Raw genomic sequence first — 24,731 nt, forward strand, 5'->3', positions numbered from 1 at the left:
ATGAAGAAGTTAAGCCTAAGCCTATTGGGCAGCGCAATGCTAATGTTAGCAACGCCTGCAACTCACGCTCAAGAATACATGTTTACGTATTCTAAGCTCTATACACAATTAAAAAACAACACGAAAGAGGGGCACGATGACGTCAAAGTTGGCGTGTTTTTCGTTGATGCGAATACCAAAAAGTTGTGTGATATCGAAAAAGCATGGATGGAAAAGGAAGAGCATTACGAAGAGTTTGTGATACCAGTTACAAAGGAATTGCCACTTCCTGTCGATAAAAACCTTAAATCAGCAAACCCTTTGGTGTTTGTTCAGACACAACAAGATACGCGTTGTGATTATTCTTTGGTCGTGATGACTAAAAGCCCACTAGCTGGGCAAGTCTCTTATGAGCAACTTGCCCCGTTAATGCCACAAATGCAGGCAATGCTTGAGGACTTAGGTGGGATGTTTGCTGGTTGGTTTACTCCGCAAGTGCAAGGGGTAACGATGGAATTTGCCAATGACCTTAACGGTAAGATTGTGTTATCCAATGGAATCGAGAAAAAAATAGTAGATGGCAAAGTGCAGGTTGCTCTTGATGAAATCGGTGAGGGTGGTTATATGATATTACCCGAATCAACGACGAGAGTTTTGCCATATCTTCCGAGCGCCACTGAATAGGTTTTATTGGTAAAAGGAGCGAAATTTTAACGCTCCTTTTCATTTATGACCCTGCCGAACCTCATTTAGTGTGCTTTTCTTTACCTCTCGATACAGACAAACATTTAATCCTGCGCAAAAAGCTCGTATAATCCACGCCCCAAATAAATCCATGTTAGGAAGTCCTACAGTCGATTTTTCGGCGATGTGAGAGCCCGCAATGAACCAAATAGATACAAGAAAAGAAACCCTTGAATTCAACAAGCTTCAGAAACGTCTAAGAAGACATGTTGGTAATGCCATTTCTGATTACAACATGATCGAAGAAGGTGACGTTGTAATGGCATGTATTAGTGGTGGTAAAGATTCATTTGCGATGCTTGATATCCTGCTGAATCTACAAAAGGCAGCGCCAATCAAGTTTGACGTGGTTGCGGTTAACCTTGACCAAAAACAACCAGGCTTCCCTGAGCATATCCTACCTGACTATTTTGAAACGCTGAACATTCCTTACTACATCGTAGATAAAGATACTTACTCAGTAGTGAAAGAGAAAGTGCCAGAAGGTAAGACAACCTGTGGTTTATGTTCACGTCTGCGTCGTGGCACACTTTACTCGTTTGCAGAAAAAATTGGTGCGACAAAACTAGCGCTTGGCCACCATATGGATGACATCGTCGAAACAATGTTTTTAAACATGTTCCACGGCTCACGTTTGAAAGCAATGCCACCTAAACTTCGTTCAGATGATGGTCGTAACGTAGTCATTCGTCCACTGACATACTGCCGCGAAAAAGACCTGATCAAGTACGCTGAACATAAAGAGTTCCCAATTATTCCGTGTAATCTTTGTGGCTCACAAGAAAATCTTCAGCGTCAATCAATTAAAGCGATGTTGATTGAATGGGATAAGAAAACGCCTGGTCGAGTAGAAGCGATCTTTAAATCCATTCAAAATGTAAGTCCAAGCCAATTAGCTGACCGTGAGTTATTTGATTTCGTAAACCTGCCACTTGATCGTGAAGGTAACCGTGAGGAATATGAATTCAGCGAAGCTGTGGTATCTTCAACAAACATCGACGAGTCTATGTTTATTGATGTGACTAACATCTAACAGATAACAAGCATCTGTTAGAAGAAGAGGCTAGCAATAGCGATGGCCAGACATTCAGTTTAATGAACATTCCGTTAGATGAACATGCTGTTTAATAAATGAGCTGTTAGTTAGATAACGTACTGACCCAGGATACTAAGCATCGCAACTGCTTCCAGCTTAAAAAAATGTATCAAGCTTAAAAAGAATCCCCCAATTTGGGGGATTTTTATATCTGATGATTTTTTGCGTTAGACCATTATGTCGCAGTATTTGGATCAAGTGGGCTGATATACCCATTTGGTTTTAACGCAAGTACATCGCAATTGATCTTATCAATCACATGTTCAGCCGTATTACCAATAAATACTGCAGATAGACCGGTACGACCCGTCGTCCCAAGAATCACCATTGCGGCATTAAGTTTAGCTGCTGTTGCGGGAATAATGTCTTCTGGTAAACCTTGCTCTACGATGGTTTGCTCTTCATCTAAGCCGTGCTTTTGACGAAGCGCTTTCATTGCTGTTAGATGATGCCCACGAACCGCATCTGTATATGTGGTTGGGTCGAACTCAGGTAATTCGATCGTAATGTTAGCAGGCGTAACAGGGTAGGCGTTAACCAAGTAAGGTTCAGCGTCCAGTCGATTAGTGATTTCTTTGAGTCGCTCTACCATTGAATCATTTAAGTCGATATGCGTAGGGTTCTCAGAACCAACGTGCACGGAAGCAAGAATATTAGCGTGCTCTGGCCAATCTGAATTTTTGATAAGAAGTACAGGGATCGGGCACTTGCGTAATAAATGCCAATCAGTTGGTGTAAAGATAACCGACTCAAGAACATCGTGCTTTCGAGTCCCTTTAATTAGGATATCGTGGTCGCCGGCAAACACTTCGGCGATAATTGCTTCATAAGGGCGGTTGTGCCAAACAACACAAACATCAAAATCGAAACCATCTTCTAAATAAGGTTGAGCAATTTTACGCATCCATTGCTCACGTTGATGTATTACCCCACGACGCATTGCGTCTCTCTCGTCAACCGACAGCATCGAAGTCATATCGTACGAGAAATCGTAGATAGATAGGAAAAAAGTGATTCGGCTTCTAGAGACACTTTTTCGTGCGAGCTGAACGGCTCTGGCGAGTGCAGGCTGTTCATCATTATTGATGTCAGCAACAACAAGGATCTTACTGTATATACTCATAACTAAGCCCACTTATTATCGTAAAACCAAATACTGAATATAAGGTAAATCAGTATATTGGAGTACACAAGGTACATTTTTACTGTAGCTCAGTTTGGCAGAATATTTGAGGGTTTTTGATAGGATTTTGGAAGAAATATGATGTAGCTCATTTTCGAGCTACATCAATAGATGGGGCAAATTATTCTTTGCTTACGCCAGCAAGTTCCATCAATGCATCATGATCGAGGATAGTGATGTACTTACCTTTAACGCTTAAAATTTCCGATTTTTGGAAACGACCAAGTAGACGGCTTATTGTCTCTACCGTTAGACCTAGATAGTTACCAATATCACCACGAGTCATGGTTAAACGGAACTCTCGAGGGCTAAAACCACGTTGTGAAAAACGAGTTGATAGGTTGTATAGGAAAGCCGCTAGACGTTCTTCAGCATTCTTTTTAGAAAGCAAAAGAATCATCTCTTGGTCACCTTTGATCTCGTTACTCATCAAACGCATGATTTGCTGACGCAATTTAGGCATTTTACCTGACAGGTCGTCTAAGATTTCGTATGGGATTTCACACACCATAGATGTTTCTAGTGCTTGTGCAAAACTCGGGTGGCAGTCACCAGTAATCGCATCGAAACCAACAAGATCGCCAGCTAAGTGAAACGCTGTAATTTGCTCATCGCCTTGCTCAGTGATGGTATAACTTTTGATTGTACCAGAGCGGATAGCATATAAAGATTTTAGCTCATCACCTGCTTTAAAAAGCTCTTGACCCTTTTGGATCGGCTTTTTTCGCTCGATAATTTGATCCAACTGATCCAATTCAGATTCGTTCAGAGTGAACGGAATACACAGTTGGCTAATGCTACAATCTTGGCAATGAATCGCGCAACCACCTGATTGGATACGCTTTGTTGCAGGCTTTTCAGAAATCATAACAACCTTTCACTATTTGATATACATCAATATTTTATCACTGCTTGATCTTAAAGGGTAGCAAAAATATTGCTCGAAACGACTTTCATTTCATATGAAACCAAGCATTTTTATCGCACCACTCGCGGTATATAGGCCATAAATGATGAGTATTAATGCTGATATATTTCTAAATATTAACGATTTTTGCAATTTCTGAAAGTAATTCGCGCCATAACCGACAAGGAGCATTGATGGTAGGGTTCCAATACCAAACGCAAGCATAATGAATCCTCCGTTTATCGCGCTACCAGAAACGGCAGACCAAGTGAGCGCGGAATAAACCAACCCGCAGGGTAGCCAGCCCCAGATAAATCCAAATGGCAAGGCATGAGTAGGGTGTTTTAATGGTAATAAACGCTTACCGGCAGGAGAGATGTATTTCCATAAATGCTGGCCTGCTTTTTCTAAGAACAATAAACCATGCCACCATTTTGCAATGTACAGCGCGACAAGAATCATGAAAAATGCGGCAACAAGGCGTAACCATGCCAGTGACTGAGTGAGCCCACTTAACTCCGACAAACCGGATATTGCACCGCCTACAAGTGCACCGATGACACCATAGCTAATGAGCCTACCAAAATTATAAAAAATGGGTATTGAGCGAGACGGTTTGTTGTTTTGCGAACCAATAGAAAGAAGCGATGCAATGCCACCACACATGCCCATGCAATGACCAGCCCCAACGAGGCCAATCATAAAGGCACCAATAAAATCAGGATTCATAATATAGGGTTATCGATTTTTATTAATGTTTGTCTTTTTGTTAGTGTTTGGTGTTTCATCTTCATCGAGAAGAATATTGTGGCCTTGACGTTCAAGATCTTCAAATTGGTCACTACGGACCGCCCAAAGGAAAATAGCCACCGCGACACAGACCAATACGATGGCAATAGGGATTAATATATACAGACTTTCCATGTTTGATCTCTTACTTACTTCTCTTTAAGTAACCGTAAAGAGTTGGATACAACAATGATAGAGCTCGCCGACATGCCAACTACTGCGACATAGGGGGCAACTAACCCCGCCACGGCCAATGGCAAAATTAACAGGTTGTACCCTAAAGACCAAGCCAAGTTTTCTCGAATGATTTTTCGCGTTCGGATGGCAAGTGTGCGAGCTTCTAACAACTTCTCTAAATTATCGCCTAATAACGTCATATCCGCTGAAGCTTTTGCAACATCAGTACCACCCCCCATAGCAACGGAGAGATGAGCTCCTGCAAGTGTTGGTGCATCGTTAATACCATCACCAACCATCATTGTAATGTCGTTTTTATCCAATCCTTTAAGATATGCGAGTTTATCTTCAGGCTTCGCTGATGTAATCACATTGTCAATGCCGATTTCATTTGCTACGGACTGAGCGTTTTGTAATGAATCACCCGTTAGAAGTGTTGTTTTGATTCCAGCATCTGCAAAACGTCGTATGAATGCTTTACTCTCTTTGCGAATGGGATCGCGATAGTAGAAAGTGGCGACATGCAGTTCATCTACAGAAAGATATACAGCGTTGCTCTCGGCTCGACTTTCACCAACCACAAAAGTGGCACTACCAATTTTTACTGTCTTGCTATTCCAATTACCTTGAATGCCAGAACCAATGACGTTTTGAACATCACTGACGGTGATATCTTCTCGACTAAACCCTGAAAACGCACGAGCAATTGGGTGGTTTGCGTGAGCCTCAAGCGCTGCTGCAATGGAAAGTACTTCAGACTCATTTAAATTGGCAAAGGTTTTAGTTTCACTGATTTCAATGTCACCTTTTGTCAATGTGCCCGTCTTATCAACGACAAGATGATTTATCTTGCATAAGGTCTCAAACACATGCCCTTTACGCAGCAAAATACCAAAATTGCCCATACGAGAAGTTGCACAAGTCAATGCTGTTGGTGTCGCTAAGGAAAGGGCACATGGACAAGTCGCGACAAGAACAGACAACATAATCCAAAACGCATCATCAGGTTTGGTTTGATGCCAGTAAAGCCAAGTTCCGGCAGAAATGATGAGAATGGCACCAACAAAATAGCGCGCTACTACGTCTGCGATTTCAGCGATCTTAGGCTTTGAGTGCTGAGCTTCATCTTGTAAGCGGACAATATTCGAGATCATTGAATCTGCTTTCGAATTCGTCACTTCCAATTCAAAGGACTCATCTCCGTTTAATGTACCGGCATAGACAGCGTCACCAATTTTCTTAACGACGTGAACGGATTCCCCTGTAAGCATCGATTCATCGATATGAATACGACCAGAAATGACTTTGCCATCGGCAGGGATGTGCTCCCCAGGAAGGACACGAATTCGATCGCCAATGTTGAGTGTTTTTACAGGGATTTGATCGCCATCTAATGTTGTGGCGATGGCGGGAATCAATTTTAACAGGTTCCCACTTGCCGCTGCAGCTTTACGGCGAGCACGCATCTCCAAAAACCGGCCGACTAACAGGAAAAACGTAAACATCGAAATAGACTCGAAGAATACTTCACCTTGTTCAGTGACGGTTGCAACTAAACTCGCCACGTAGGCAAATATGAGCGCGATAGAAACAGGGACGTCCATGCCGAGTGTACGTCCACGAATGCTTCGCCAAGCGTTTAAGTAGAACGGCAATGCAGAGTAAAGCAAGACGGGCGTTGCAAAGATCAAACTCACCCAACGAAAGTAGCTTTTAAACTCTGGTTCTAAATCACCGAAGACTTCAAGGTAGAGCGCAACAGCAAGCATCATGACTTGCATTGTCGCAAGGCCTGCAATACCAAGACGGTAGAGGTATTGCTTCATGGTTTGATGATACGCCGCTTCTTGTTTATCCGCTTCAAATGGTGCCGCTCTATAGCCCAGTTTGTGAATGACGGACAACAATTCACTTAGACGTACTTGTGTTTTATCCCAAGCAAGGAGCGCACGGTTGGTCGTGGTATTCACACGAATCGATACCAATCCTTCAACTCCGGAAACTTGTTTTTCGATAAGCCAGGCACAAGCCGCACAAGAAACACCCTCAAGAGACAGCGTGACTTCAGATGTATTTTCATTATTACGAACAAACTCTGATTGAACGTCTTCGTTGTCGTAATGAATCAAAGCTTGAAGTTGCTCCGGAATTAAGTCCGCTTTTTCTGCTGGTGCTGTTCGGTATTGGTAGTAGGAAACAAGACCACTCTCAACGATAGTTTGCGCGACCGTTTCACAACCTGGACAACACATATCGCGAGCTTCGCCCAATATTTCGACTTTGAAATCCGTGTTGGCTGGTACATCTTCACCACAGTGATAACAGGATTTGCACATAGACTTACTTCATTAATGTTGTTGGTAATGCTGGAAACTCGACTCGTCCTTGGATCATCCACTCGTTATTGTGAGGTTGTAGCTCCACGAACCAAGGTCCTTGTATCGATTGTTCCTGTGTAAAACGATAATTGCCTTTTGCATCCGCCGTTAACAACTTAGTGAAATCACGGTCAGGCAAGGTGCGATGGGTAAACGTTGCGGTTAACGCTGGGTAGTGGGGCAAGCTGCCTTTCACAAAGGCAATAATAATATTGTTGTCATCAGAGGAGACGCTTGCATTAAGACCAAGATCTCGAGCGACATTCATTTTACTGATGTCGATGTTAATCCCTTTTCCTTTTTTATAGTAATCCTCGGCGACCAAAGATACTGAGTTATTGGCGAATACGACCACTGTAACGATCGTCCATACAATCACGGTAAGAGGCAGGATGATCAGGAACCACGGCCAAAATTGTTTATACCAAGGCTTTACCATAAAAAAGTTCTCAACAGCTAAATGAAAAAATTGTAAGGCTTTAAATTTAAAGGAAAGACAGCCCCTGTAAAAGGGGCTGTTATTGAAATGTTACTTATTATCAGTGTTGCTTAGACTCCATACATAAGCGGAAACAAGTTGAACTTTGTCTTCACCTAAAATGTCTTTCCAAGCCGGCATCACACCAGAACGGCCATTCATTACCGTTTCTGTTACGTCTGCACGAGAATCACCAAATAGCCAATCTTGATCGGTAAGGTCAGGTGCACCAACTGCAGGGTTACCTTTACCATCGGTACCGTGACAAGCTGCACATACTACGAATCGTGCTTTACCAGCAGCCGCTTCACGTGCGTTTACTTTACGGCCAGATAAGCTAAGCGTGTAACTCACCACTTCTTGTACGCCTTGCTCACCAAGGGCATCTTTCCAGCCTGGCATTTGACCAATGCGACCATCCATTACCGTTGTTACGATTGCTGCTGGCTCACCGCCGTATAGCCACGCATCATCGGTTAGGTTAGGGAAACCTTTTTGTCCGCGGGCATCCGAACCATGACATTGAGAACAGTTTTGCAAGAATAAGCGTTGACCCACTTTAATTGCTTCGGGGTCTTGAGCAATTTCAGGAATAGGGCGTAGACCATTCTCATTATGAGCAAGTGCACGGAATGCTTCGCCAAAGTAAGCATCTGCATCATCAAGCTCTTTCGCATACTGGTTTAACTGCTTATTCTCTTGGGCTCTAGCGATGGCCTCTTTAGACTCTTCCAATGAACGGACTGTTTGGTCCGAACTTTGCCAATTTAGGACACCTTTGAAATTTCCTAAACCAGGGAAAAGTGTCAGATATACTGCTGCAAATACAAATGTACTAACAAACAGATAAGTCCACCACTTTGGCAAAGGGTTGTTAAGCTCGCGAATACCATCGTACTCGTGGCCCATGTCCTCCCCTTCCTCGACGCCCATTTTGTCTTTAGCGCACCAAGTAAGGAGAATCGCACAGCCGACTAGCGTACCGACAGTAATCACGATAATCCAGAGACTCCAGAATGTAGTCATTACTTCTTCACTCCTTGGTTATTTGGGGTCGTTTGTTCTTCGTCAGCAAACACCAAGTTGGCATCTTCTTCAAAGCGAGCCTTACGCTTTTTGCTAAATGCCCACCAAACGATGCCAATAAAACTAGCGAAGAGCACCACGGTATAAATACTATGAATTGTACCGAAATCCATGTGACCCCCTTATTTCATTGCATGACCAAGAGACTGAAGGTAAGCGATGATTGCGTCCATCTCTGTTTTACCTTCTACTTCTTTAGCCGCATTCGCGATTTGTTCATCTGTGTACGGAACACCAAACTGATTACGGAAGATTTCTAGCTTCTTCTGCGTTAGTTTGCCGTCAAGTACATTCTCTTCTAGCCAAGGGAAACCTGGCATATTTGATTCTGGTACGAGTTCTCGAGGATCGATTAGGTGAACACGGTGCCATTCATCAGAGTAACGTCCACCAACACGCGCCAAATCTGGACCAGTACGCTTAGAACCCCATAGGAATGGATGTTCCCAAACGCTTTCACCAGCAACCGAGTAGTGACCGTAGCGCTCGGTTTCCGAACGGAATGGACGAATCATCTGACTGTGACAAACGTTACAACCTTCACGGATATAAATGTCACGACCTTCCATTTCCAGTGGCGTGTAAGCACGTAGATTCTCTACAGGCTCTGTCGTTTGCTTCTGGAAAATCAGAGGAGTGATTTCTACAAGCGCACCCCAGCTAATTGCAAAGACGATGAAAATAGCCAACAAACCGACATTACGTTCGAGGATTTCGTGGCGATTATTCGAATTATTACTCATTCTTTAATCTCCTTATGCCGGTTGAGGGATAGCTTTTAAGCTTTCTTTAGGCGCTGTTACCGTCTTGTACGTGTTGTATGCCATTAGGAACATACCAAATAGGAAGATGAAACCACCTAGGAAACGTACGAAATAGAACGGGTAAGATGCTTCTACAGATTCAACAAAGCTGTAAGTTAGCGTGCCGTCAGAGTTAACTGCGCGCCACATTAAGCCTTGCATTACACCAGAGATCCACATTGCGACAATGTAAAGAACCGTACCGATAGTCGCTAGCCAGAAGTGAACATTGATTAGGCTAACCGAATACATGCGCTCTTGACCAAATAGACGAGGAACTAGGTGGTATACAGAGCCAATGGAAACCATAGCAACCCAACCTAGAGCACCTGAGTGAACGTGACCAATTGTCCAGTCTGTATAGTGCGATAGTGCGTTTACTGTCTTGATCGACATCATCGGACCTTCGAAAGTAGACATACCGTAGAATGACAATGAAACGATAAGGAAACGTAGGATAGGGTCGTAGCGAAGTTTATGCCATGCACCAGATAGCGTCATGATACCGTTGATCATACCACCCCAAGATGGTGCGAATAGAACCAATGACATAACCATGCCTAGAGACTGTGTCCAGTCAGGTAGCGCGGTATAATGAAGATGGTGAGGACCAGCCCAAATATACAAAGAAACTAATGCCCAAAAGTGAACGATAGACAGACGGTAAGAATAAACAGGACGTTCAGCTTGTTTAGGGACAAAGTAATACATCATACCTAGGAAACCAGCAGTGAGTAGAAATCCTACTGCATTGTGTCCATACCACCATTGAACCATTGCATCCACGGCGCCAGAATAAATCGAATAAGATTTACCTAGTGCAACAGGGATAGCCATACTGTTCACTATGTGAAGTACTGCTACTGTGATAATAAAGGCACCGAAGAACCAGTTAGCCACATAAATATGGGACGTATTACGCTTAATCAGTGTTCCGAAGAACACCACAGCGTAGGAAACCCATACAATCGCGATCGCGATATCAATAGGCCATTCTAGCTCAGCATATTCCTTACCGGACGTAAAACCCAAAGGTAAAGTAATTGCTGCGGCTAAGATGATTGCTTGCCATCCCCAAAAGGTGAAGGCAACGAGTGGGCCACCAAAAAGACGTGTTTGACAGGTACGCTGCACAACATAATAAGATGTTGCGAACAGAGCACTGGTACCAAACGCAAAAATTACCGCATTAGTATGCAGTGGACGTAAACGACTGTACGTCAACCACGGCGTATCAAAGTTTAGCTGTGGCCAAACTAATTGAGCGGCAATCAAAACACCAACAGCCATACCAACTATGCCCCATAAAATGGTCACAAGGGTAAATTGGCGAACGACTGTATAGTTGTAGTTTTGTTCAAGCTGCTTTACTTGGCTCATTTGCATGCTTCCAATTTCTAATTAACTACACTTTACTTCCAACACGACTTGCGTCGTAACACCACCCAAGTAAACTCTAGAACTGAAGTGTTATCATCACTTTATTTCCATTGCTGACTTTAATAAAAAGTGGCATTTTCAGTGCGTCACTATACTTGAATTAACAATTCAATGACAGAGTAGTAACCTTACTGGACCTCAGGAAATCATTTTTTATTTAAAAAGTTTGAAGTTTGTAACAAGGATATTAGGAATTATGGCTGCACAAAAGTTAACAAAGGCAAGACTTGCACAAATCTTAATCATGCTCAGTCTGTTAGTTATTGCATTTTTCTGGCGCACCTTTACTTACGAGACTAATAGCACGGTTGATTGTTCACAAAAACAGCGATGTGATGTAACAATTGGGGCAGAGAAAGTCGTAATAAATAAGCGAACTGATGGTTTTTCGCTTGAACTTAAGGAAAATAGCAGTATAAAAATTGATCTAAATCAAAGTGGCAGTTTTCTTGAAGTTGACGATAAATATCTAAATGTTAAATGGCATCGTATTTCTGAAGATAGGGTGATTAGATTCAAATTAAACCAAAATAATGTCGAAGTGTATTTATAAATTAGATCTGGCACGTAATAATTGGCTCTTCTTTGTACAACTAATGCAATTTAATGTAGCTCTAATTAATTGCACTGGTATAAAAGAAGAGTGGCAATCAATATTAAAATCGTATGTACTGTCAAACATTATTCACTCATATCGCTGACGAATATTTAGCGATTGAGAAATTTCGAACAGAACTTGCTCAAACGAACTTATGTCATCTCATTTGTTATTACACAGACGGGTACGATTTTCGGGCGATCCAAAAGGCACTGTTAGAGCAATTTCCTGGCATTTCATTTCATGGAGCAAGCTCCTGTCAAGCTGTCATGACCAATCACGGGTACCACACAGGGCCAGTTATTGCTGTATTCGCGATCTATGATTCTGGTCAACATTCATATGGGACCGGTATTTCTAGGTATAGTAACAATATCGAGGTTAGCGTAAATGAAGCTCTGGACATGGCCTTGTTACATGCAAAACGCCCAGGAGAGGTGCCGAATCTCATTTTATTGCACGCGACACCGGGAAATGAAGAACAAATCATAGAGTGTATCGACGATCGGTTTCGTACTTTGGTACCGATTATAGGTGGTTCTGCCGCAGACGATAACATTGAGGGGCGTTGGTCAATAATTTCAGCGCAAGGTAGTGAACAACACGGCATTAGCTTAACTCTATTTTATTCATCTCAACCAGTCGATGTTGCTTTTAGTGCAGGACACTCACCAACAAGCATTACTGGCACCGCAACGAAAACAAAAGGTCGATGCTTACTCGAAATTGATCATCAATCTGCTTTAGATGTCTATAGAGACTGGACAAATCATCAGGACACGCAGATTGATAAAGAGTTCTTCTTATTTACAAATGCTAGCGCATATCCTCTTGGTCGCTTTGCAGGTAGTCTTTTTGAAAGGCCATATTACAAACTGTCTCATCCGATAAGAGAAACACCTGATGGTGGGATCGAACTGTTTTCCACGATTAAAGAAGGGGAAACCTTAACGCTAATGAAAGGTTGTCGAAAGCAACTGATCGCTCGAGCGGCGAGGGTGGTCAATAACGCATTTAATCAAAAATTAGAAAAGTCACAAAAAATTGGTGTAGTGAATATCTTTTGTGCCGGACCTATGCTGCACTTAAAGCAAGATATCAACGCAGTTTGTGAGCAAATTAACCGGGAACTAGACCACTTACCATTTATCTGTCCTTTTACTTTTGGTGAACAAGGTAGATTTATAGGTGGCGAAAATGGACATGGAAACTTGATGATCTCATCAGCAATTTTCCACAAACCTTATGACAGATAATTATTTAGAGATATATCAACAGGAAGCCCTTCAAGAAGCCTTAGCTGAACTCAAACAAGCTAGGCATCGTGAAAAACTGCTAGCAGACGAGAACAATGCGATTTTGTCGGCAATCTCCGCAATGAGTGAGGCTAAAAACCGGAACGAGATCTTTTCTGGTTTGAATAACGTGTTAAAGAAATACATCGATTTCGATGATTTTATTGTGATTACCCGTGAATCTAGTGCACAAGCATTCAAAACGCTTATCTCTACGAATCATGTCTTTGAAAAGATGAATTGGTCACAGGGTAACGTCACCGATAGGGCGCTCAATGGTGAATGCATTTTGTTATTCGAACCATTACATTTGAGTGAATTCAATCACTTGAACAGTTTTATCCAAAGTCATGTCAATTCGGTCATATTAACTGGCATTCGCTCTGAAGTTACCCAAAATATCATCCTTTTGATTGGCGCCCAAAAGGGCCAGTTCAGTATAGAAAATAAAGAAACGCTGCGACGTTTTCGACCTTTAATTGAACGAGCAGTTATTGATATCGAAACTAAAGAAAAGTTACAACGTATCGTTGATGTCAGAACTGCGCAGTTAGCAAAAGCGAGAGAAGAATCAGAAAAGGCAAACCAAGCAAAGTCTGAGTTCCTTGCCATGATGAGTCATGAAATACGCACGCCACTAAATTCCGTGTTGGGAATGCTTGATGTACTCACACACTCACAATTAAGTATTGAACAACGTGAAGCACTTAATCAAATGGAGTGTTCTGCAGAGCTTCTACTTGCGATCATCAGTGACATTCTTGATTTATCCAAAATAGAGTCGGGAAGATTTCATTTAAATGAACAATGGGTCGACCTAGGTGACGTTGTAACAAATTTAATTTCACAGAAAAAACAAACGGCTATCAACAAGAATATTAATCTGGACTTTACATTAGCGTTAGATAACACGAAACAATACTGGATTGATTCCACCAGGCTCTCTCAAATACTTTTTAATTTGATTGGTAATGCGATTAAATTTACTGACGTTGGCAGCGTTCAAGTATCCGTAAGTGAAGAAGCCCACAATAAATTGACTCTTGTTATTTCGGATTCGGGCATCGGTATCGCTAACGATAAGATAGAACATTTGTTTACGGCGTTCCACCAAGGTGACAATTCGATCACTAGACGTTACGGAGGCACAGGTCTTGGGCTAGCCATTACAAAACATTTAGTTGAGATGATGCGAGGTCGCATTCAAGTTGAAAGTGAAGAAAGCAAAGGTTCGACATTTAAAGTTACGATACCGATTTTGTCTCGCAAGTTTCCTGTGGGACCGGAGAGCGTCTCATCAAGTATGCAAACAAAATCTATGAACCTTCTCATTGTGGAAGATACTGAATCGAATCAACTTGTCATTAAATTATTGCTCAGCAAATTGGGTCACAATGTTTATATCGTCGATCATGGTGAAGAAGCATTAGCATTCTTAGAATCGTCCCAGATAAATGTCGATATGATTTTCATGGATGTCTCAATGCCAGTCATGGATGGCATTACTGCAACGAAAGAACTTCGGAAAAAAGGCATTTCAATTCCAGTTATCGCGCTAACAGCTCATACTTTAGATAGCGATAAGCAAACTTGTTTAAATGCTGGCATGAACGGATTCATATCGAAACCAATTCGCAGACAAGATATCTGCAAAGTGATTCAATCATTTTCAGAAACAGCGTAGCGCCTTAATATAGATCTTAATTATCGATAGATTATTAAGATCTATATTAAGTATTTTATGGTAAATAACGATTATGTTTAATGATGCTGATAAAATCCTTCGGATTTTAAAATCTGGGAGGAATAGGAGCCCAAAGTATTGTAGATTACGAATATAACCACGCTTTATTTAACATAACACATATAATGCGCACTTAATTTGTAAGCCCAAAGCGATAACCATGAATTGCAACGTTTCTCCATTATCCAAGATGTTTTAAACAATAAGTTAAAGCGCCGAGATGCCACATCCATTCTTGGAAACGCTTCGCCAATGGATGATCGCTGACGGGCTTTGGATCCCACACTCTAAACGCAAGCCCCGAGTTTACCAACCTCACTAGTTCAAATACTTTGTTCACCTAACAATTCATGGCTAATTATTATTTCTCCAACGCTCCATCAGGTTACAAAGCTAAGACATGACTGTTTCGTTCTAACTTGGGTAATAAGAATCTTCTATGGCTTGAACTTAGCTTAATTAAGTCGACGATTCTTCCAAGTCTCTAAGCTTATCGATAAGCTATACTTTTTTATTTGTGTTGCTCAATATCATTGTTGATGTGTTGATGGCAACCCATTGCGACTCTTGGCTAACTGTCACTGGCTTGATTTAATGTTCGGGTCGTCGCATGCGTTAGTCCAGACAAAGACTTTATGTCGTGTAACAAAAAAAGCGACCAACTTGGTCGCTTCTAAATTCATAGAAAAGTTACACTGTAATTATCTTGTGTCGGAGTTCTTACATCATAGATGTCATTTTCCCTGGTGCGTGCATTCTGATGCTTGTCAGTGCTTCACCGGATATTTGAACGTTAGCGAACCAAAATGGTTTATGTTTTTCAAAAAACAGTCCACTTCTTGAAAGACCATCGTAGATAGCATAAGCCCTAGCCTGCGCTAGCGCCGCACCATATTGGCTTCGCTGTAAAATTGGTATTTGGTCAAGATCTTCTAAAATTGCGGCTTTTAAATGTTCAACGCTTTGGGGCCAATCAAACGTGTTGAGTAACTTCCGAGTTACTATCGATTCCATTTCAACAAGCACTTTGGGCAGACATGCTGTATTCATTTTTACATCTGCACAGGCATAGTATTCTTCTCTGCGATTGGCCTTTCTATAGTTCAGCATGACTTCTACCACTGCGTCTTCAAATGCTGAGGTGAAGTGATTAATGATGATAACACTACCAAGTGTTCTTAACGTTCCGAGAAGAACGCCACTATCTGCATCCCGAACACGGGCTTCTTCTAGCCGCATCTTGGCCACATTTGACGTTAAAACAAGTTGTTGCCAAAGTTTTGGAACAAGAACCTGAATATTTTTGTCATTCCAGCGTAACATTGGACGCGCCATCAAAATGGGAAATAGCCGCCTACAGTTCTCAATGCCAATCTGGCCTATTGCCACTTTTGGGTCAATATTTGTGTTACCTGAACACGTATTCCTTCCACCATATCGAGAGTTTGATATGACATCAAAGATTGTCGCACTGAGCTGATTACTTGCCGTTAGTGCTGATAATTTAGTAAAAGACAAAGATGGTGAATAAGCAAATGAGGCGAATTGATCGAAAGATGGGATGCCACTACAAAGTCTTTCGACGGGAAAAGACTTAAGCCTTTCAATGAGGATATTCTCAGCGACCTTTGAAATATCAGAGACCACACGTTGTAACGTTTTTTGCCGATCTGCAATCTGCTGGCGCTTTTCTTTCACGCGTTCCTGTTCGCACATAAGCAAAATTCGCTGATGGCGCGTTATTCTTTCATTTTCATTAAAGATAACATCTTCGCAGTATCGTCCTTGTAAGCTAAGAAGTTTATCAACTTGCGATTGATCAACGACATGGGTCATGCTTGCTAGCCATTTAGCATGCCTCTGCTCTACTTCTACGGATACTTTCTTTGCGATGTCTATTGCTTCTTGAGTGTATTTTTTATTTGTGAGCAACAAACTTATTCCTAACGTTGTTCTATTTGTCCTGGTTGGATTTTATCATTCAAATGAACAACTCGTAAATTAAATGTGATGTTAATTCCAATATTTGCACTAATACTGTATTTTCAATCACTGGTCGTTATGTGTAATCGAATGTATTTTTCCGTACGATCGTATCGATATTGTTTCCCTATTCTCAGATTAGATCTGACGGACTTGCAGACTTTGCTGTCTCCATTTCCCGATATCTTTTTTATTATTGCTCGCTGACTCTTGTATTCCATTTCTATCATTACATCGCAGTATCCTTGATAGTGGCTAAACTCTTTATCCACTTTCTTTTGTAACTTATGCTTGATCTTTTTTGCTAAAGGGTTCGATTCAGAATCATCAGAATAAACCCCAAAACTCACACATAATAAAACCAATAAAGTGACAACGTAATGCATTCTATTTCTCGCTTAACATCATGACTTATATAAAGATTACTTTTAGTCTTCTCACAAATAAAAACGGGACGCTAATAATGCGTCCCGCTTAAAAATGGTAAGTAACTGATATGTCATTCAAGTTCTAAGCGCTCTTTTTGCCCTTATTTGTTTTAAAACCCTGATGAGGAAATACGTTACGGATTCTTTGCTGTACTTTCTTTGGTACTTCTTTCGAAAAAGTTAAACGCATACCAGTGCGCTGGTTATAAACTTTCATCTCTCCAGCAAATGAATTGTGATCGACGATGTCTTGCAAATTATGCTTAAAAGATGGTGGAATATGACCTTTAATCTTCGATATCTTTCCATGATCAAAAGACACTTTAAGTACAGGTCTATCAACGGCAACTAGCCAAAAGATAACAACAGCAGCAATGAGTATTACATATAGCATCTTGCACTCCTTAACTAGATAACAATTTACTTAAGTCTTCTTTAATCGAAGTTACTTTCTGACTTGCCTTTTCACTTCTCGACGCTTCAGATAGTAAATATTCAATCGCATCAGACAATGTACAGCCCAGCTCATTCGCTCTACCGGATAGTTTTTCCCAAACACGATAATCTAGATCGATAGACTTTTTCTTGGTATGAACTTGTTCGGCATTAAAATGGCGTTTTCGTTTTGCTCGAATCGCCTGCTTGAGCTTATTTTCTAGCTCTTCAGACATATGCTTTTCTATCCAAGCAAGAACAAGTGTCGGTTCATGCTCTAACTTGCGAAGTTCATTTATTGCATGATCGGCTTCACTTGTATCAATATGGCGTGTCACGGCCTCACCATCTTTCCATTTCTTGATGAGATATTTCCATTTCCAACCACATTCCAAATTTTCAAGTTGCTGATATTTCATCCAATAGTTCCTCAAAGCATATCTAGTGACAGCGTAACCCATGATGAGGCGTTCAGCAATCAAAAGTAAACAGAGAGTCGATATTGATCACTGATTTCACGCGGTTATCGCTCTGGCTTATATTCAAGCAATTGGGACTAGGGAGTTAACCGGCATTTCGCTATAATGGCGCCAATATTAAATTATGATGATTATTAATGAACCCACTTAACTGGCAAGATGTCACGCCCTCTTTTGAACCTTATGAAACTCTGTTGAATTCTGCTTCTACTATTCAAGCAAAGAGCTTCTCAGATCTTCAACCACGGTTGACCACAACGATTACGCGTTTTACAGAGATCAAAGGACTTACTCGTATCCTACTTGTAAATTGTACTGATAATTCAGTATATCGTGGTTTCATTCACGCTGCGGTGAAAAATTGCACTGATGCTCCTGTGTTAATTACGGAGTCATTGGATGCGAAAGCGCTATTTGATCGTATTCGTGTCGACTTAGATGGGAAAGTAACGTTCGAACCTGGGCTCATTTCTTGTTCACATGGTGGTTATCTAATTGTGCCCGCCAATTTAATTTTAGCAAACCCTGCCCTTTGGCCGAGCATCAAATCAGCGATTCAAGGTGCACCATTTGAACCGTTAAACGTAACACCTACTCGTATTCCTTCATCATCCGTCGAAGCGAAAATGTATGATGTTAAGTTAATTATTACCGGTGATAGAAATCAATTAGCTGAGATTGAATACGTCGATGATGATTTTTCTGCAGGCCTAACCATGTATACAGAGGTTGAAGAAGACATTCATTTGTCAGAGCGCAACCTAGAACAATACATTGGATTGGTCCATTGGATATGTCATAAGTACCAGCTTCCTCGTTTAGAAGATACGGCATTTAAACGTCTAATGCTCGCCGGTATGCGTTATACCGAAGACCAACATTATCTTCCTATTGGCGTTATGTGGCATAACCAACTGCTTGGCCTTGCAAGTCAGCACTGCAATACAAATACCATCAGTTTTGAGTCTATCGATCAGGCAATTGATGACAAGTACTATCGTGAATCTTATTTGCCCCAACGCGCTGTTGATGATATTCGCGATGGTCAAGTTGTGATTGAAACGACTGGCGAGCAGATCGGACAGATCAACGGTTTAACCGTGATCGATATGGCTGGACACCCTGTTTCATACGGTGAGCCGGCACGTATCTCTTGTGTTATCCACTTCGGTGATGGTGATATTTCTGACGTTGAACGCAAAGCTGAACTCGGTGGTAACTTGCATGCGAAAGGTATGATGATCATGCAAGCCTTTGTAAGCTCAGCGCTCAACCTTGATGAGCCACTTCCATATTCCGCTTCTGTAGTATTTGAGCAATCTTACAGTGAGGTTGATGGCGACAGTGCTTCTCTCGCAGAGCTTTGTTGCTTAGTGAGTGCCCTATCTGAGACACCTGTTAATCAACAGATTGCTGTTACAGGTGCGGTTGACCAATTTGGCCGAGTCCAAGCGGTTGGTGGCTTAAATGAAAAGATTGAGGGCTTCTACCAAGTTTGTAAGCATCAAGGCTTTACGGGTGAGCAAGGCGTCATTATGCCAAAAACAAACCTAAAGCACCTTGCACTGCACAAAGAAGTCATCGATAGCATCAAAAATGGTGAGTTCCATATTTGGTCAGTATCAACGGTTGATGAAGCAATTCCACTGTTAATGGACAAACCATTCCGTGGTGAAGATGACAGCATCATCAGTAAAATTGCCGAACGCATTGAAAACTTTGAAAGACACGAACATTCTGAAGGAATTGTGGAGCGCATCAAAAACTGGTTTGTCTAGTACTGATCGGAGTTGTTTAGCGTACACGTGTTCACTAAGATGCATTTGTCAAAAATTGGAGTAATTGATAATGCAAAACAAACGTGATTCTTATAACCGTGAAGATCTTATTGCGTCTAGCCAAGGCGAATTGTTTGGTCCGGGTTACCCACAACTACCTGCGCCTAACATGTTGATGATGGATCGCATTAGCAAAATGTCAGAAACTGAAGGTGACTTTGGCAAAGGTTTGATCATAGCGGAATTGGACATTACTCCAGATCTTTGGTTCTTTGATTGCCACTTCCCAGGTGACCCTGTCATGCCAGGTTGTCTTGGCCTAGATGCGATGTGGCAATTGGTTGGCTTTTTCCTTGGATGGGTTGGCGGCAAGGGCAAAGGTCGTGCGCTTGGTGTTGGTGAAGTGAAGTTTACCGGTCAAATCCTACCAACCGCGAAAAAAGTGACTTATGAAATTCATATGAAGCGTGTAGTGAACCGCAAACTGGTTATGGGACTTGCGGATGGTCGCGTTTGTGTAGACGGAAAAGAAATCTACGTAGCTAAAGATTTAAAAGTGGGCTTGTTCCAAGATACTTCTAGCTTCTAACTCCCCTACACCATTCATGCTCTAAAGGCTCCTCAGGAGCCTTTTTTATTTCAAACAAAATGTTCTGAAGCCAATATCGTCTGCGCGACACTAAATGCAGAAAAGGCTCATAACGAGCCCTTTCAAATCCTTCTTTTGTATGTGGAGAGTTATTTGTAGAGACCAGATTGTTTTTCATCTCTGGCATCACGCCAACCACCTAACCAATATGACCGAGCATCAATTTGCTGGTAAGGACAGGCCTCTTGAGACCTACCATTTAAACCAGCTTTGTATCCTTGAGATTGAGCTCGTTCTAGGCGATCACGCTTTTGTCTCTTCATAGTTAATTCCTCATACAGGTCCATTTACTAACGTACAGCTGTTATTGTGAAACTTAAATGGAGTTTTTATGACTCCAACTACAAGAATCGATCAGTTTATGAATTTTCTCAAGGCAAAAAAAAAGCACAGGCTCAGATTTGTGAGCCTGTGCTTGAATTGAAAATTTATGACTATTTTCTACGGAACCCTAACAATCCTAGCAATGTCAAAGCCCATAAACCAAGTCCCGCACCTTGACGGTCGACAGACTCGCTTTCCATGCCGCGTGGTTGAATGTTGTCTGCCGTTGCGCCTTGAATTGGGATCAGCTTAACCGCAACAATTTTCTCTAAGCCTGAGCTGCCGTCACCACATTTAGCATTATGAGCCGTGCTGTTGTATCCACTTTGACACTTCAATGCAGTTGCAGAAATAACGCCCGCGTCATTAATATCGCTTGCTTCAATGATGCGGTATTGGTTATTGTCAGTGACTGCATCACCGTTAGTTAGGTCATCTAAGAAACGAGGTTGAGAGCCGTATAACTCTTCATAACGCTTGCCGCCATCGTCCAAGGAATCAGCTGCTAGCGTGGTGATGAATGCGCTTTGTCTTCTTGGTGTACTGTCAATTTCTGGACGAGAATCGAAATCTGTCGTCCCGACTAACTCGTTGAAGTTATTGATTGAACCTACTTTTGTGTTCGCGCCATCAAACAAGATGCCTTCGGAGACAAAATGTGCTTCACGATCGCTTTCAACATCTTTTACGTAAAACAGTTGATTTGGATAAGCTCGGTTGAAACCGGTCCCTGTGTAATACTTTGCTGTTCCTACTGCGATTTTATTCTCGTTTATAGCATAGAGAATACTATTCTCATAGTTGTCTTGATCGGTACGAGGCCAACTCAAACTATAAAAGGTAAGATCTTCACTATTATCGGTTGGGACAACAAATACTGTAGCTCTAGGGTATTCGTCTTTATCAGCGTTATACCCAACACCGAAAATTTTATCACCAAGAACAGCAATGTCTCTCATACTTGCATTTGAAGTACGGCCACCGTCATAGCCAGAACCACCATTCCAATTGTAGATACCGTTCTGCGGCTCTGCGTTAGGATCGGACTTGTCAAACTTCCAAAAGGCTGCTTGTGACGAACGAAAGCCTGGCTCAGAACTGATTTCTGTAGAGATACTGCCTGCTACATAAACCGCATTATCAAGCTCTACTCGACCGAATGCTTGCGTGCGATTTTTGCTTTCTAGTTCTTGCTTTTCAAGAAGAGGAAGACCAGTTGTGAAAGCGACATTACGAATCTCTTCATGGTTATAATTACCCGTTACGCTACCGTCTTGAGTAATTTGAGTGATAACCGTATTCGTGCTTTTACTTTCAAAACCTTCCAATTCTGGCACGACGTAGGCTAAAGAGTTATCAAGTTGGCCGTTAAGTTCTCTGCTATAGCCAAGATCGTATTCTCGTCTTGTCCAACTTTCATCACAATATGTGTCGTTGTAGTCTAAGAAAACATCACAATAAAATTCGAAGCCATCACGCCCATCAGTCAGATAGTCAAAACCTCGCCCAATATTAAAAGGCGTTTCGCTGCGATAGTCGAAACCCGCTGCACCGTATTGCCTTGTTTCCAAACCCATTGGGTATTGGTCTACATTGGCATTACAATCAGACTTCCAACATGTCTCACCATCTTTTGACGCAGCAATTGCAACACCGTGAGTCTCTATGTCTCCCAACGGGGACGAAATTTCATAAACATTATACAGTGCCGCATTAGCGTTCATCGCTGTGCCTACCATCAAAGCGACAGCGGTTAATTTGAATTTGTTTTTACAACTCATTGAATTCTTAACTATCCTGTTGCATTGCTTCGAGTTCTTCCCATCTCTCGAATGCGATTTCTAACTCCTGCTCTACAGCAGCGAGCTGTTCCAATACCGGTTGAGTTTGCTCTACAGATTTCGTGAAAAATTCAGGACTGTTCACTTGTTCTTGTAATGTCTCAATGTCCGACTCTAATTGTTCTAGTTTAGCTGGAAGAGCTTCTAATTCTCTTTGCAGCTTATACGATAACTTCTTCGAATTGTTCTTAGGTTGTGTCGTTTTGGGAGTTTCCTCAACCACTTTCTCTTTCTTCGCTGCTTTTTCAACCGCGTTACGCGAACTAAGCGCCTGTTCACGCTGTTGTTTTGCGTCGTGGTAACCGCCGACAAACTCTTCGATAACTCCGTTTCCTTCGAAGATCCAACTGGTGGTTACAGTGTTGTCTACAAACTCACGATCGTGACTCACAAGCAGCAATGTGCCCTGATAATTGGCAAGCATTTCTTCTAAAAGTTCCAACGTTTCGATGTCCAAATCGTTGGTTGGTTCGTCGAGAATCAGTAAGTTGTTTGGTTTCAATAAGATACGAGCAAGCAAAAGACGATTTTTTTCACCACCAGAAAGTGCTTTTACTGGGGTTCTTGCACGTTTTGGAGCGAATAGAAAATCTTGGAGGTAGCTCAATGCATGACGTTGGCGTCCACCGACCATCACTTCCTGCTTACCATCAGCAAGGTTATCAATAACCGTTTTCTCAGGGTCGAGAATTTCACGGTATTGGTCAAAGTACGCCACTTCTAGTTTTGTACCGCAGTGTAGACGGCCTGATTGCGCTTCCAATTGACCTAGTAATAATTTTAGTACAGTACTCTTACCACAACCGTTAGGGCCGATAAGTGCGATGCGGTCGCCACGCATGATATTGAAGCTAAAATCATCAACAATCTTTTTACCATCAAAAGCAAAAGAAACATTTTCGGCTTCGAACACGATCTTGCCTGAACGTGATGCATCATCTATGTTCAAGTTGACTTTACCTTGAACTTCACGACGATCGCTGCGTTCTTCACGCAATTTTTTAAGCGCTCGAACACGACCTTCATTACGTGTGCGACGTGCTTTAATTCCTTGACGAATCCAAACTTCTTCTTGAGCTAGTTTCTTATCGAACTCTGCGTTTTGCATCTCTTCAACACGCAGCATCTCTTCTTTATCAATCAAATACTGGTCATAGTTACCAGGGAAAGATGCCAATTGACCGCGATCTAAATCAACAATGCGTGTCGCCATGGATTTAATAAACGCACGGTCGTGAGAAATGAAAATGATCGAGCCTTTAAAGTCTTTTAAGAAACCCTCTAGCCATTCGATAGTCGTTACATCAAGGTGGTTAGTTGGTTCATCCAATAACAAAACATCAGGATCACACACTAGCGCACGTGCCAATGCGGCTTTTCGCTGCCAACCGCCAGATAAGTCCGTGAGTTTTGTTTCAGGGGTTAGTTTAAGAGCACTAAGAACGTTCTTCACACGGTCATCAAAACGCCATGCATTTGAGTGATCAAGCTGTTCTTGAATCTTCGCCAGTCGATTTATATTCTTTTCACTTGGGTCAATTGCAACAAGATCAAGAAGATCGTGATAGATCTTAAGGTGTTCTCCTACTTCGGCTAGGCCACCGGATACAAATTCGTAAACCGTACCCTCTTGATTACGAGGGGGATCTTGCTCTAGTCGAGAAACCACCACGTCTTGAGTGATTTGAATTTTGCCATCGTCGAGGATAATGTCACCAGCAAGCACTTTCATTAATGTTGACTTGCCTGCACCATTTCGGCCGACTAAACAAACACGTTCGTTTTCTTGTAAAGCAAATTCTGCCTTATCTAGCAATGGGTGGTCACCAAATGCAAGTTGTGCGTTATGAACGGTAAGTAATGCCATTTTTATCCAACCAATGTGTAAGTTGATTTAAGTCGAACGGCCAGTTCAACTCAGATTCTTGAAATTTTAGAACGGGAATTGTGACGCCGTAACGAGAAAAGAGTACGTCGTCAAACGCTATGTCGACGACGTGAGTTTGTTCGGCAAGACCCGTTTGTTTGACGAGGTCTAATGCCATCTCACAGAGATGGCATCCTTCAGTGCTGTATAATGTAAGCACGTTTAACATCCTTTTACTTAAAATCCTTAT

At 41.9% G+C, this 24,731-nt stretch carries 25 protein-coding genes; 7 read left to right on the plus strand and 18 right to left on the minus strand.

The window, feature by feature from the left end; genetic code table 11:
- Complete coding sequence (locus VA249_RS07440) at positions 1 to 663, plus strand: DUF2987 domain-containing protein (protein WP_221069697.1); 663 nt, start codon at positions 1 to 3, stop codon at positions 661 to 663.
- A 199-nt stretch (positions 664 to 862) separates the two neighbouring features.
- Complete coding sequence (gene ttcA / locus VA249_RS07445; RefSeq protein WP_128810878.1) at positions 863 to 1,756, plus strand: tRNA 2-thiocytidine(32) synthetase TtcA; 894 nt, start codon at positions 863 to 865, stop codon at positions 1,754 to 1,756.
- A gap of 238 nt (positions 1,757 to 1,994) precedes the next feature.
- On the opposite strand, the gene uspE is transcribed toward ttcA, so the two are convergent.
- From uspE to ccoN, 10 genes are all read right to left on the minus strand, one after another.
- Positions 1,995 to 2,942, minus strand: a complete 948-nt coding sequence (gene uspE, locus VA249_RS07450) for a universal stress protein UspE (protein ID WP_128810877.1) — start codon at positions 2,940 to 2,942, stop codon at positions 1,995 to 1,997.
- Between the two features lie 181 nt (positions 2,943 to 3,123).
- A complete protein-coding gene (locus tag VA249_RS07455) occupies positions 3,124 to 3,870 on the minus strand; it encodes an FNR family transcription factor (protein ID WP_128810876.1) in 747 nt (248 codons plus the stop codon).
- Positions 3,871 to 3,960: 90 nt separating this feature from the next.
- Positions 3,961 to 4,638 (minus strand): sulfite exporter TauE/SafE family protein, encoded by a 678-nt coding sequence (locus VA249_RS07460; protein ID WP_221069699.1) that lies wholly within the window; start codon positions 4,636 to 4,638, stop codon positions 3,961 to 3,963.
- A 9-nt stretch (positions 4,639 to 4,647) separates the two neighbouring features.
- Positions 4,648 to 4,833, minus strand: coding sequence for a cbb3-type cytochrome oxidase assembly protein CcoS (gene ccoS, locus VA249_RS07465; protein ID WP_128810875.1), 186 nt, complete (start codon positions 4,831 to 4,833; stop codon positions 4,648 to 4,650).
- 14 nt (positions 4,834 to 4,847) lie between these two features.
- Positions 4,848 to 7,211 carry a heavy metal translocating P-type ATPase gene (locus VA249_RS07470; RefSeq protein WP_221069700.1) on the minus strand — a complete coding sequence of 788 codons (2,364 nt, stop codon included), beginning with the start codon at positions 7,209 to 7,211 and terminating at the stop codon, positions 4,848 to 4,850.
- A 4-nt stretch (positions 7,212 to 7,215) separates the two neighbouring features.
- Positions 7,216 to 7,692 carry a FixH family protein gene (locus VA249_RS07475; protein ID WP_221069703.1) on the minus strand — a complete coding sequence of 159 codons (477 nt, stop codon included), beginning with the start codon at positions 7,690 to 7,692 and terminating at the stop codon, positions 7,216 to 7,218.
- A 90-nt stretch (positions 7,693 to 7,782) separates the two neighbouring features.
- Complete coding sequence (ccoP, locus tag VA249_RS07480) at positions 7,783 to 8,757, minus strand: cytochrome-c oxidase, cbb3-type subunit III (RefSeq protein ID WP_221069705.1); 975 nt, start codon at positions 8,755 to 8,757, stop codon at positions 7,783 to 7,785.
- Positions 8,757 to 8,930, minus strand: a complete 174-nt coding sequence (locus VA249_RS07485) for a cbb3-type cytochrome oxidase subunit 3 (protein ID WP_005396487.1) — start codon at positions 8,928 to 8,930, stop codon at positions 8,757 to 8,759. The genes ccoP and VA249_RS07485 overlap by 1 nt, the downstream gene beginning before the upstream one ends.
- Before the next feature lie 9 nt (positions 8,931 to 8,939).
- Positions 8,940 to 9,560: a cytochrome-c oxidase, cbb3-type subunit II gene (gene ccoO / locus VA249_RS07490; RefSeq protein WP_005441610.1), complete on the minus strand. Its 621-nt coding sequence runs from the start codon at positions 9,558 to 9,560 to the stop codon at positions 8,940 to 8,942.
- A gap of 12 nt (positions 9,561 to 9,572) precedes the next feature.
- The gene (gene ccoN / locus VA249_RS07495) at positions 9,573 to 11,000 is read right to left on the minus strand and encodes a cytochrome-c oxidase, cbb3-type subunit I (RefSeq protein WP_164837183.1); all 1,428 of its coding nucleotides are present in this window, start codon (positions 10,998 to 11,000) and stop codon (positions 9,573 to 9,575) included.
- A 256-nt stretch (positions 11,001 to 11,256) separates the two neighbouring features.
- On the opposite strand from ccoN, the gene VA249_RS07500 reads away from it, so the two are divergent.
- The 3 genes from VA249_RS07500 to VA249_RS07510 all read left to right on the plus strand — a co-directional run bounded on the left by VA249_RS07500 (position 11,257) and on the right by VA249_RS07510 (position 14,637).
- Positions 11,257 to 11,613, plus strand: a complete 357-nt coding sequence (locus VA249_RS07500) for a hypothetical protein (protein ID WP_221069707.1) — start codon at positions 11,257 to 11,259, stop codon at positions 11,611 to 11,613.
- 113 nt (positions 11,614 to 11,726) lie between these two features.
- Complete coding sequence (locus VA249_RS07505; protein ID WP_221069709.1) at positions 11,727 to 12,914, plus strand: FIST signal transduction protein; 1,188 nt, start codon at positions 11,727 to 11,729, stop codon at positions 12,912 to 12,914.
- Positions 12,904 to 14,637, plus strand: coding sequence for an ATP-binding protein (locus tag VA249_RS07510; protein ID WP_221069711.1), 1,734 nt, complete (start codon positions 12,904 to 12,906; stop codon positions 14,635 to 14,637). Before VA249_RS07505 ends, VA249_RS07510 begins: the two co-directional genes overlap by 11 nt.
- Positions 14,638 to 15,417: 780 nt before the next feature.
- Here the strand turns inward: VA249_RS07510 and VA249_RS07515 are convergent.
- From VA249_RS07515 to matP, 4 genes are all read right to left on the minus strand, one after another.
- Entirely contained in the window at positions 15,418 to 16,632 is a 1,215-nt protein-coding gene (locus VA249_RS07515; protein WP_221069713.1) for an HDOD domain-containing protein, read from the minus strand.
- A gap of 110 nt (positions 16,633 to 16,742) precedes the next feature.
- The gene (locus tag VA249_RS24105; RefSeq protein ID WP_225927113.1) at positions 16,743 to 17,066 is read right to left on the minus strand and encodes a hypothetical protein; all 324 of its coding nucleotides are present in this window, start codon (positions 17,064 to 17,066) and stop codon (positions 16,743 to 16,745) included.
- A gap of 124 nt (positions 17,067 to 17,190) precedes the next feature.
- A complete protein-coding gene (locus VA249_RS07520) occupies positions 17,191 to 17,502 on the minus strand; it encodes a DUF3634 family protein (RefSeq protein WP_211920019.1) in 312 nt (103 codons plus the stop codon).
- A gap of 10 nt (positions 17,503 to 17,512) precedes the next feature.
- Entirely contained in the window at positions 17,513 to 17,962 is a 450-nt protein-coding gene (matP, locus tag VA249_RS07525; protein WP_128810870.1) for a macrodomain Ter protein MatP, read from the minus strand.
- Between the two features lie 197 nt (positions 17,963 to 18,159).
- On the opposite strand from matP, the gene VA249_RS07530 reads away from it, so the two are divergent.
- A complete protein-coding gene (locus tag VA249_RS07530) occupies positions 18,160 to 19,800 on the plus strand; it encodes a S16 family serine protease (RefSeq protein WP_221069715.1) in 1,641 nt (546 codons plus the stop codon).
- A 70-nt stretch (positions 19,801 to 19,870) separates the two neighbouring features.
- Positions 19,871 to 20,389 carry a bifunctional 3-hydroxydecanoyl-ACP dehydratase/trans-2-decenoyl-ACP isomerase gene (fabA, locus tag VA249_RS07535; protein WP_221069717.1) on the plus strand — a complete coding sequence of 173 codons (519 nt, stop codon included), beginning with the start codon at positions 19,871 to 19,873 and terminating at the stop codon, positions 20,387 to 20,389.
- Positions 20,390 to 20,538: 149 nt separating this feature from the next.
- On the opposite strand, the gene rmf is transcribed toward fabA, so the two are convergent.
- The 4 genes from rmf to VA249_RS07555 all read right to left on the minus strand — a co-directional run bounded on the left by rmf (position 20,539) and on the right by VA249_RS07555 (position 24,710).
- Positions 20,539 to 20,712, minus strand: coding sequence for a ribosome modulation factor (gene rmf, locus VA249_RS07540; RefSeq protein WP_005532367.1), 174 nt, complete (start codon positions 20,710 to 20,712; stop codon positions 20,539 to 20,541).
- Between the two features lie 171 nt (positions 20,713 to 20,883).
- A complete protein-coding gene (locus VA249_RS07545; RefSeq protein WP_221069720.1) occupies positions 20,884 to 22,554 on the minus strand; it encodes a DUF3466 family protein in 1,671 nt (556 codons plus the stop codon).
- 7 nt (positions 22,555 to 22,561) lie between these two features.
- On the minus strand, positions 22,562 to 24,481 hold the full coding sequence (locus VA249_RS07550; RefSeq protein ID WP_221069721.1) for an ABC transporter ATP-binding protein: 1,920 nt from the start codon (positions 24,479 to 24,481) through the stop codon (positions 22,562 to 22,564).
- Positions 24,459 to 24,710, minus strand: coding sequence for a glutaredoxin family protein (locus tag VA249_RS07555; protein ID WP_164837182.1), 252 nt, complete (start codon positions 24,708 to 24,710; stop codon positions 24,459 to 24,461). The genes VA249_RS07550 and VA249_RS07555 overlap by 23 nt, the downstream gene beginning before the upstream one ends.
- Between the last annotated feature and the right edge of the window lie 21 nt (positions 24,711 to 24,731).

Source organism: Vibrio alfacsensis (genome assembly GCF_019670485.1).
Taxonomy (GTDB): Bacteria; Pseudomonadota; Gammaproteobacteria; order Enterobacterales; family Vibrionaceae; genus Vibrio; species Vibrio alfacsensis.

Coding starts and splice junctions, on each gene's coding strand:
- VA249_RS07440 (WP_221069697.1), top strand. CDS start 1: ATGAAGAAGTTAAGCCTAAGCCTATTGGGCAGCGCAATGCTAATGTTA.
- ttcA (WP_128810878.1), top strand. CDS start 863: ATGAACCAAATAGATACAAGAAAAGAAACCCTTGAATTCAACAAGCTT.
- uspE (WP_128810877.1), bottom strand. CDS start 2,942: ATGAGTATATACAGTAAGATCCTTGTTGTTGCTGACATCAATAATGAT.
- VA249_RS07455 (WP_128810876.1), bottom strand. CDS start 3,870: ATGATTTCTGAAAAGCCTGCAACAAAGCGTATCCAATCAGGTGGTTGC.
- VA249_RS07460 (WP_221069699.1), bottom strand. CDS start 4,638: ATGAATCCTGATTTTATTGGTGCCTTTATGATTGGCCTCGTTGGGGCT.
- ccoS (WP_128810875.1), bottom strand. CDS start 4,833: ATGGAAAGTCTGTATATATTAATCCCTATTGCCATCGTATTGGTCTGT.
- VA249_RS07470 (WP_221069700.1), bottom strand. CDS start 7,211: ATGTGCAAATCCTGTTATCACTGTGGTGAAGATGTACCAGCCAACACG.
- VA249_RS07475 (WP_221069703.1), bottom strand. CDS start 7,692: ATGGTAAAGCCTTGGTATAAACAATTTTGGCCGTGGTTCCTGATCATC.
- ccoP (WP_221069705.1), bottom strand. CDS start 8,757: ATGACTACATTCTGGAGTCTCTGGATTATCGTGATTACTGTCGGTACG.
- VA249_RS07485 (WP_005396487.1), bottom strand. CDS start 8,930: ATGGATTTCGGTACAATTCATAGTATTTATACCGTGGTGCTCTTCGCT.
- ccoO (WP_005441610.1), bottom strand. CDS start 9,560: ATGAGTAATAATTCGAATAATCGCCACGAAATCCTCGAACGTAATGTC.
- ccoN (WP_164837183.1), bottom strand. CDS start 11,000: ATGAGCCAAGTAAAGCAGCTTGAACAAAACTACAACTATACAGTCGTT.
- VA249_RS07500 (WP_221069707.1), top strand. CDS start 11,257: ATGGCTGCACAAAAGTTAACAAAGGCAAGACTTGCACAAATCTTAATC.
- VA249_RS07505 (WP_221069709.1), top strand. CDS start 11,727: ATGTACTGTCAAACATTATTCACTCATATCGCTGACGAATATTTAGCG.
- VA249_RS07510 (WP_221069711.1), top strand. CDS start 12,904: ATGACAGATAATTATTTAGAGATATATCAACAGGAAGCCCTTCAAGAA.
- VA249_RS24105 (WP_225927113.1), bottom strand. CDS start 17,066: ATGCATTACGTTGTCACTTTATTGGTTTTATTATGTGTGAGTTTTGGG.
- VA249_RS07520 (WP_211920019.1), bottom strand. CDS start 17,502: ATGCTATATGTAATACTCATTGCTGCTGTTGTTATCTTTTGGCTAGTT.
- matP (WP_128810870.1), bottom strand. CDS start 17,962: ATGAAATATCAGCAACTTGAAAATTTGGAATGTGGTTGGAAATGGAAA.
- VA249_RS07530 (WP_221069715.1), top strand. CDS start 18,160: ATGAACCCACTTAACTGGCAAGATGTCACGCCCTCTTTTGAACCTTAT.
- fabA (WP_221069717.1), top strand. CDS start 19,871: ATGCAAAACAAACGTGATTCTTATAACCGTGAAGATCTTATTGCGTCT.
- rmf (WP_005532367.1), bottom strand. CDS start 20,712: ATGAAGAGACAAAAGCGTGATCGCCTAGAACGAGCTCAATCTCAAGGA.
- VA249_RS07545 (WP_221069720.1), bottom strand. CDS start 22,554: ATGAGTTGTAAAAACAAATTCAAATTAACCGCTGTCGCTTTGATGGTA.
- VA249_RS07550 (WP_221069721.1), bottom strand. CDS start 24,481: ATGGCATTACTTACCGTTCATAACGCACAACTTGCATTTGGTGACCAC.
- VA249_RS07555 (WP_164837182.1), bottom strand. CDS start 24,710: ATGTTAAACGTGCTTACATTATACAGCACTGAAGGATGCCATCTCTGT.